We start from the raw sequence: 8,052 nt of genomic DNA on the forward strand, positions 1-8,052 counted from the left end.
GTCCAAGTTAGAGCGTGTTTGGTTGAAGTACATTCAACTGGCTCGTGGACGCCGTCGCTTTCACACCCTAAACGGCTGCAAACGCGGCGACGTATCTAGGGAAGAATACGAAAGTGAGTTAGTGTTAGAAGATTAGTAAAATCGCTCAAAGTGATACCTCATCACTTTGGGCTTTTTTTTGCCTTCAAACACACATCTTCTTTGTAATTGGTAAGTTTAGCCAACCTATCCATTTTTACCAATATTTATATACAATTCATAGCGATAGCGTGACTAAAACACAGCTCTCGTTCAATCTTATGGGTATTCATCCCACTGAGATTCATCGTTCTTCATCCTGCCCCTGTCTTTTATCACGATAGCGCTCCATTGCCATCATTATTTTTCTAGTTTCAACTATACGCTCAACGCTTGTTTATACTCGAAACACGTTAATGCACCAAAATTCGTCAATGGTTCGAGCGATGCCATTATTGCAATAATCGTATCAAGGCATAGAAACACACCAACCCTTTCAGGTGCTGAATTAGATCAACATTGCTGTATATGACAAACGTATTAATCTTGTTTAACGCCACCAAATATCCATACAATAATTGTGCAATTTTGAGAGTTCCAGTCACAGTTACGACGAAAAAAGCAAAAACTTGACCTAAAACAATAGCGGAACTGGATAACTTATTTTATAATGCGAATTAATGTTTCAGAACACTATAAAATTTTATTTCTAGGGGCAAAATCAATGAGACTTATTCCATTAAGCAACAAAGCTAAAGTAGGTAAATGGGCTGCTCGTCATATCGCAGATTCAATCAACAAGTTCGCTCCAACGGCTGAGCGTCCATTTGTACTAGGTCTTCCTACTGGTAGCACACCTCTAACTACTTACGCTGAGCTAATTGAACTTTACAAAGCTGGCGAAGTTAGCTTCAAGCACGTTGTAACATTCAACATGGATGAGTACGTTGGCATCGACCCTAACCACCCAGAGTCTTACCGCACATTCATGCACGAGAACTTCTTCAACCACGTTGATATCCAAGCAGAAAACATCAACCTGCTAGACGGCAAAGCTGAAGATATCGATGCTCACTGTGCAGCATACGAAGAGAAAATCCGTTCATACGGCAAAATCAACCTGTTCATGGGCGGCGTAGGCATCGACGGTCACATCGCATTCAACGAACCAGGTTCTTCTCTATCTTCACGCACTCGTATCAAAACGTTGACTGAAGACACTCGTATCGCGAACTCTCGTTTCTTCGATGGCGACATCAACCAAGTTCCTAAATACGCACTAACTATCGGTGTTGCGACTCTTCTAGATGCAGAAGAAGTGATGATCCTTTCTCTAGGCCACAACAAAGCTCAAGCGCTTCAAATGGCTATCGAAGGTTCTGTAAACCACATGTGGACTGTTACCGCTCTACAGATGCACCGTAAAGCTATCATCGTTGCTGATGAGCCAGCTCAACAAGAGCTAAAAGTTAAGACTCTACGCTACTTCCAAGAGCTAGAAGCTGAGAACATCCAAGACCTATAATTCCTATAGTCTTGAATAGCAGGGCGTTTTTATAAAGAGAGCGTCTTGAATAGAAAAAGCCACTGAATGTGGCTTTTTTTGTGCCTGCTGCTTTTGTATTTAATGGGAAGATATTTCGGATATTTTTTAGAAGCACAAAAACAACAAAGCGATTTCTCCAACGAGAGAAACCGCCATCATTTTAATCTTTGTATTGAAACGAACGAACAGCTACAAGTTATGTAGGATGTGAAACAAGATAAGCAGAGCTGCAAACTAGAGCTAAGAGCTCAGCGCGTTATCTCGGCATAGGGTAGTGATAATGTCAGTGATAGCTAATACGATCGTCGACTTCACCTTTTGATTATGTCGCCCCAAGAACATTTCAAGCATTGGGCCAGACATCGTTTCCACCATCTCCGCGTCATATTCGATAGGCATAATACGCTGAATCGCGTGCACCTTGTTGAGCTCAAATATCACATCAACTTCTGTAAAGCTGGTGTCTTCACCCTGTATTTTCGCCCACTCTTTCAAGGTAACGAAAACCTCTAGATCGTCGTAGAGTTCTTTACTGATCACGCCAAGTCCGAGTAGCAACTTAGCACGAATCATGATCTCGCCTAACGGCCCACCACTGTTGAGAAGTGGCTCGACAACGAACTTAATTGCAGTGTCGTCTTTCTTAAAGATGTTTTTTAATACGGCATCTACCGTGTCGTCCAATGCATCATAAGCAGCCATTAGGCAGGCGCTAGCACTCTCAGCTTCCGAAAGGGCTTCGAGTAATTCAGTTTCATGGCTTGTTTGTATTGGCATAACGGCTCGACAATAAGAAAGTGCCACTGGTGTGGCACTTTGATGGTTTATCATTTCAATGCTAGATAAGCTTCTTCCGCTAGTTTAACAACTTCTGAGTCACTATTCAGCTCAGAATAATGCGCTAATGTCTCAGCAAAGCCTTTTTCTGCGAACATTGCTTGAAGTTCAACCGCTTGTGGGTCGTCTTCATTCTTGTAATGGAACGCAGCAGCGATTGCTTTTACTAGGTGAGCATTCGGTAGGCCGTACTCTAATGTACCGTTTAGAGGCTTAACTAGGCGGTCTTGCGGGCTCAGTTTACGAATTGGCTGACGACCAACGCGGTCTACTTCATCACGTAGGAACGGGTTAGCAAAACGACCTAGAATCTTTTGGATGTAGGCAGCGTGTGCTTCTGGATCAAAGCCGTAACGCTTAATCAGAACCGCACCACTCTCTTCCATCGTCGCTGTTACTTCAGCGCGGATTACGTCATCTTCGATAGAGTCTTTAATAGTCTCATGACCTGCAAGCACACCAAGGTATGCCGTTACCAAGTGACCTGTGTTTAGCGTGAACAGTTTACGCTCAACGAAAGCCATTAGGTTATCAGTGCATTCCATTCCTGGGATGTTTGGAATCTCACCTTTGAATTGTGTTTGATCTACGATCCACTCGCTGAACGTTTCAACCGTTACCGCTAGAGGATCTGTTTCGCCCGCTTCTGCCGGTGGAACAATACGGTCAACCGCAGAATCAACAAAGCCAATGTGCTCTTCAGTGAACGCTTTCATTTCATCAGAAAGGTGCTCTAACACGGCTGCTTTTAATTGGCTAGTACCGCGAACCATGTTCTCTGCCGCGATGATGTTCATTGGTGCAGTGTTGTTTGCTGCTGCACGCTTTTCAATGCCTTGAGCGATAGACTTAGAGATGATTTTAAGAACCGTAGGGCCCACTGCAGTCGTCACAAGATCAGACTCAGCAATGCAATCTACTACTGCGCTTGTCGCTGAGTTTACTGCTGTCACGTTCTTAACAACTTCGACAACACACTCTTCGCCAACAATCTTAACTGGGTATTCTTGGCGTTCAATTAACGCATTTACAACCGTTTCATTTACGTCAGCAAACGTAACCTTCATACCAGCATCAGAAAGAAGCTTACCAATGAAACCACGACCGATATTACCTGCACCAAAATGTAACGCTTTCATAATTTTGACCTTATAAATATTTGAATCTAGATAGCTAACTGCTCAACAACATGCCTTGACGATGTGCCCTAGGCATTAAGCAGTAAGCTATTCAGACTGAATCTTGTTAGAAAGATTAAGACCGAAAATGAGGCCAGTAGGGGGATACCGGCCTCCTTCACTCAGGAGCTTGACTAGAGCTTTTTAGTTTCCGTTGAGAATACGTAGAACATCAGCAGGGTTTGTTGTGTTCTGTAGGCATTCCACAGCTTCTTCATCATCGAGTGAATTGGTAATAGCCATCAGCACCATGTTGTGCTCATCGCCTTGTGCGGCAATACCGATAACCATCTTCGCGATATCATCTTCATCTTCGCCCCACTGAATACCTTCAGGGTACTGACAGAAAACGATGCCGGTTTTTTGTACGTACTGTTTCGCTTCGATTGTGCCGTGTGGTACTGCGATAGACTCACCTAGGTAAGTAGACACAAGCTCTTCACGAGCAAACATGCCATCTACGTATTCTGGTGATACGTTGCCAAGTTTTACTAATTGTTCACCAGCAAACTTGATTGCGTCTTCTTTTTGAGTCGCTTTAAGGCCAAGGAAGATGCTGTCGTCAGTGAGTGCAAGCTTGTTGCCTTCTTGCGCTGGAGCTGCTGCAGGCGCCGGAGCTTCTACTTTCGCTTCACCACTTTGAGCATCGACAAGTTCAGCAACTAGTTGGTCGTATACACCGCCGTCTAGGAAGTTGCTTAGAGACATATGCATCGCACCTGGCACAGTGCTACGAGCACGGTCTGTTAGGTCTTTATGCGTAATAACGATTTGCGAATCAGCCGGTAGGTTGTTGATTGCGTAGTTGGTCACTTCAATGTCTAGGCCAGCTGTTGCTACTTTCTTACGTAGTAGACCCGCACCCATTGCACTTGAACCCATACCCGCATCACACGCTACATAAACTGCTTTTACATCCGCTAGGTTTACGTTTGCTTCTGATGCTGCACCTTTAGAAGACGCTTTCATGTCTTTCATTTGTGCAGAAGCTTTCTCTAGTGAATCTTCCTCATCATCTTGCGCTGATGTTTTAAGGAGGATTGACGCTACAACAAACGATACTGCCGTTGCTGCGATAACCGATAGAATCACGCCGATGTAAGAGCCTTTTGGCGTCATCAGTAAGACTGCGAAGATAGAACCTGGAGATGCTGGAGAGATAAGGCCAGAATCGAACACTACGTTAGTGAATACACCCGCCATACCACCTGCGATTACCGCAAGAATTAGACGTGGGTTCATTAGAACGTAAGGGAAGTAAATTTCGTGGATACCACCTAGGAAGTGGATGATAGATGCACCAGCAGCAGATTGCTTCGCGCTACCTTTACCAAACACCATGTAAGCAAGTAGAAGACCAAAACCAGGACCTGGGTTTGCTTCGATTAAGAAGAAGATTGAACGACCAATCTCTTCAGATTGCTGGATACCTAGTGGAGAGAAGATACCGTGGTTGATTGCGTTATTTAGGAATAGAATTTTCGCAGGTTCAACAAAAACAGATGCTAGAGGTAATGCACCTGCTTCTACCATTGCGTTTACGCCAGCAGCAAGTCCGCCAGATAGAATCTTAACCGCAGGACCAATCACGATGAACGCGATGATCGCACAGATCATGCCGATGATACCCGCAGAGAAGTTATTCACTAGCATTTCGAAACCACTCTTCACTTTACCGTGAACAGCTTCATCGAATTTTTTAATTGCGATACCACCTAGTGGACCCACAATCATTGCACCCATGAACATTGGGATATCAGTACCAACGATAACACCCATTGTCGTGATGGCACCTACTACCGCACCGCGGTCACCACCAACCATTTTACCACCGGTGTAACCAATCAATAGTGGCAATAGGTATGTAATCATAGGGCCAACCATTGATGCTAACGTTTCGTTAGGCCACCAACCGGTTGGGATGAATAGTGCAGTAATGAAACCCCACGCAATAAATGCGCCGATGTTTGGCATTACCATATTGGATAAGAAACGACCAAAGTTTTGAACCTTAATCTTTGCTTCTGGTGATAACATAGGTAGAACCCCGTAATGTATTGGTTGGTCAAATGACCGAAAGTGTGTACTCAAAAGTCGATTAAAATGTATCACAACATTTCTAAAATGCACCTTAGCCCAACTTTCGTGACAACCATCACACACGAAAAACACTTTAGGGTTAACAAGAGCACTTTAGATCACAAAAATACCATGAATTAAAATTACAAAGCCAAATTAATGAGAATAAATATCATTAACACAAGATCTAGATCACGCTTTATCTTGTAATACTTAAAAATAAATAGTGATCAAAATCACACTTAATAAAATATAGCATCTAAGATCTATATAAACCGTATAAAAGAACATCGTGTCACGTATAGAAAATATGCACCCAGATGAGCAGAATCGCTAATCATGTAATTTAATTACAGAAAGAACCACATTTCCCACAAAATCAAAATCAGACATGACTTTCTACTAAAAACATAGACCAGTGAGCAGCAGTTGGCATTAGTAGATGTGATATGGTACTCGCCTGTGCTATCACATCATGTATCTCACCAAAACCCATCAGCGGATCACTCTGCTATTTGAGAAAAGACTATGTCAGACAAAATTTCCACATCTGCACTCGCTAAACAAAAAGGCATAGAAGCTAAAACTTTATTTAGCGATCTAAAAACAGCAGGTTATATCGTGCGCTCACAAGAGCGTTGGATTCTCACAGAACGGGGAGAAAGCTTTGGTGGGGAATATGTCGAACACAAGAAGTTTGGTGTCTTTATTGTCTGGCCAGAGAAACTGCTTATCGATTTGGACTCATTCTCAGGAAAAACACTCACCGCCACCCAGCTTGGCAGTGCCTTTCAACTCAGCGCAAAGAAAATCAACTTACTGCTCAACGAGCTTGGTTGGATAACAAAAGAAGAAGACGGTTGGCATGTCACCTCTACAGGCTTAAAAGCCGGAGGTGAACAAAGAGAAGACAAAGCGACTCAAAACTTATTCGTGGTATGGCACGACTCATTGGTTCGCAATAAACGTTTAAAGCAGTCTGTTGTTGAATTCCTAGGGCATGATGCTGAAAGCCACTCGACCGATGTGTCATTCTCCAGTTTTCGTCAGAAATTTGAGGCGAAGCACCGAAGCTTAGACGGGCATTATGTTCGATCAAAGGGAGAGCTGATCATTGATAACTGGCTTTATATGGCAGGAGTGGTCCATGCGTACGAGCGTCCGCTTCCGATATCAAAAGAAGTGATCAGCGATTTTTATCTACCAAGTGGCAAAGTATACATCCAGTTCTGGGGAACTGATTCTGCGCCAATCGCCGAAAATAAACGTGAAGCTACGAGAAAAATCTATGAAGAGCATGGTTTTGGTTTAATCGAAATCACGCCAGAAGATATCCCCAACCTAGACAGCGTACTTCCGCCATTATTGCGCCAATATGGTATCAAAGCGTACTAAGCTACTGAATCTGGAGATTCCACCTCCATTAAGATCACACTTATTGAATAATTATGGACATTATTAACCATAGTGATTTGATATGTTCGCTATTTTTCCCGAGTCATTCTTCTATTATCTTACACCCATCGACTTGAGCTACCGCAGATACTCGATTTATTGGGGCATGTTCGATAACTATTTAGACGTTCAATCTATTGAGATTCGTTTAAATTGGTTATCCGTTTATTGTTGACGTAACTGAACATAAAACCCTACAACATTTATTATTGATAGATATTAGGATTCAACATGACTCATCCAATCATTACTGATCTAAACACTCGTTACACAGCTAAAAAATACGATGCAGAAAAACGCATCTCTGCGGAAGACATGGAAGTAATCAAAGAAGCACTTCGCTTGTCAGCTTCTTCTATCAACTCTCAGCCTTGGAAATTCATCATCATTGAGAGTGACGCAGCAAAACAACGCTTCCACAATACTTTCGAAAACATGTTCCAGTTTAACCAACCACATGCGAAAGAAGCGTCACACACGATCCTGTTTGCTCACGATCCTAAGTACACTAAAGAGAAATTCGCGAAGCGTGCTGATACAGAAGTAAGCTCTGGTCACTTACCAGCTGAAATGTACGAGCAATTCTTAGGTGCTTACGCATTCGCAGAAATGAACACAGACGAAACAGGTTTCAACGGTAACTGGACTAAGTCTCAAGTTTACATCGCACTAGGTAACACACTGCACACACTAGCTCGTCTAGGTATCGCTTCAACACCTATGGAAGGTGTAGATGCAGCTATGATCAGCGAAGAGTTTGCTGACGAACTAGAAGGTCACGTTGTTGATGTAGCTCTAGCTATCGGCTACCACAAAGACGGCGAAGACTACAACTACGGCAAACCAAAAGCGCGCCTAGCTCTTGATGAAGTCATTACAACACTTTAGGGCGTGTTGACCTTTCGTGGTTAAATTTTGTTCGGATGGGGACGCCTAGTC

At 43.1% G+C, this 8,052-nt stretch carries 7 protein-coding genes; 4 read left to right on the forward strand and 3 right to left on the reverse strand.

Annotated features, from left to right (window positions below):
- Both maoP and nagB read left to right on the forward strand, forming a co-directional pair.
- Positions 1 to 136, forward strand: a 136-nt coding sequence (maoP, locus tag AB6F11_RS21110) for a DUF413 domain-containing protein (RefSeq protein WP_372179666.1), incomplete at its 5' end; no start/stop codon positions are given.
- A 606-nt stretch (positions 137 to 742) separates the two neighbouring features.
- The gene (gene nagB, locus AB6F11_RS21115) at positions 743 to 1,543 is read left to right on the forward strand and encodes a glucosamine-6-phosphate deaminase (protein ID WP_017057618.1); all 801 of its coding nucleotides are present in this window, start codon (positions 743 to 745) and stop codon (positions 1,541 to 1,543) included.
- A gap of 261 nt (positions 1,544 to 1,804) precedes the next feature.
- On the opposite strand, the gene AB6F11_RS21120 is transcribed toward nagB, so the two are convergent.
- From AB6F11_RS21120 to AB6F11_RS21130, 3 genes are all read right to left on the reverse strand, one after another.
- Positions 1,805 to 2,341: an MltR family transcriptional regulator gene (locus AB6F11_RS21120; RefSeq protein ID WP_198592367.1), complete on the reverse strand. Its 537-nt coding sequence runs from the start codon at positions 2,339 to 2,341 to the stop codon at positions 1,805 to 1,807.
- A gap of 50 nt (positions 2,342 to 2,391) precedes the next feature.
- Positions 2,392 to 3,540: a mannitol-1-phosphate 5-dehydrogenase gene (locus AB6F11_RS21125; protein WP_009846102.1), complete on the reverse strand. Its 1,149-nt coding sequence runs from the start codon at positions 3,538 to 3,540 to the stop codon at positions 2,392 to 2,394.
- 183 nt (positions 3,541 to 3,723) lie between these two features.
- Positions 3,724 to 5,616, reverse strand: coding sequence for a PTS mannitol transporter subunit IICBA (locus tag AB6F11_RS21130; RefSeq protein ID WP_104216094.1), 1,893 nt, complete (start codon positions 5,614 to 5,616; stop codon positions 3,724 to 3,726).
- A gap of 570 nt (positions 5,617 to 6,186) precedes the next feature.
- Here AB6F11_RS21130 and AB6F11_RS21135 point away from each other — a divergent pair.
- On the forward strand, positions 6,187 to 7,053 hold the full coding sequence (locus tag AB6F11_RS21135; protein ID WP_017061512.1) for a hypothetical protein: 867 nt from the start codon (positions 6,187 to 6,189) through the stop codon (positions 7,051 to 7,053).
- A gap of 291 nt (positions 7,054 to 7,344) precedes the next feature.
- Positions 7,345 to 8,001: an NAD(P)H-dependent oxidoreductase gene (locus tag AB6F11_RS21140; protein WP_104216093.1), complete on the forward strand. Its 657-nt coding sequence runs from the start codon at positions 7,345 to 7,347 to the stop codon at positions 7,999 to 8,001.
- Positions 8,002 to 8,052 lie beyond the last annotated feature (51 nt).

It is taken from the genome of Vibrio sp. 10N.247.311.14, assembly GCF_041467715.1.
Lineage (GTDB): Bacteria > Pseudomonadota > Gammaproteobacteria > Enterobacterales > Vibrionaceae > Vibrio > Vibrio crassostreae_C.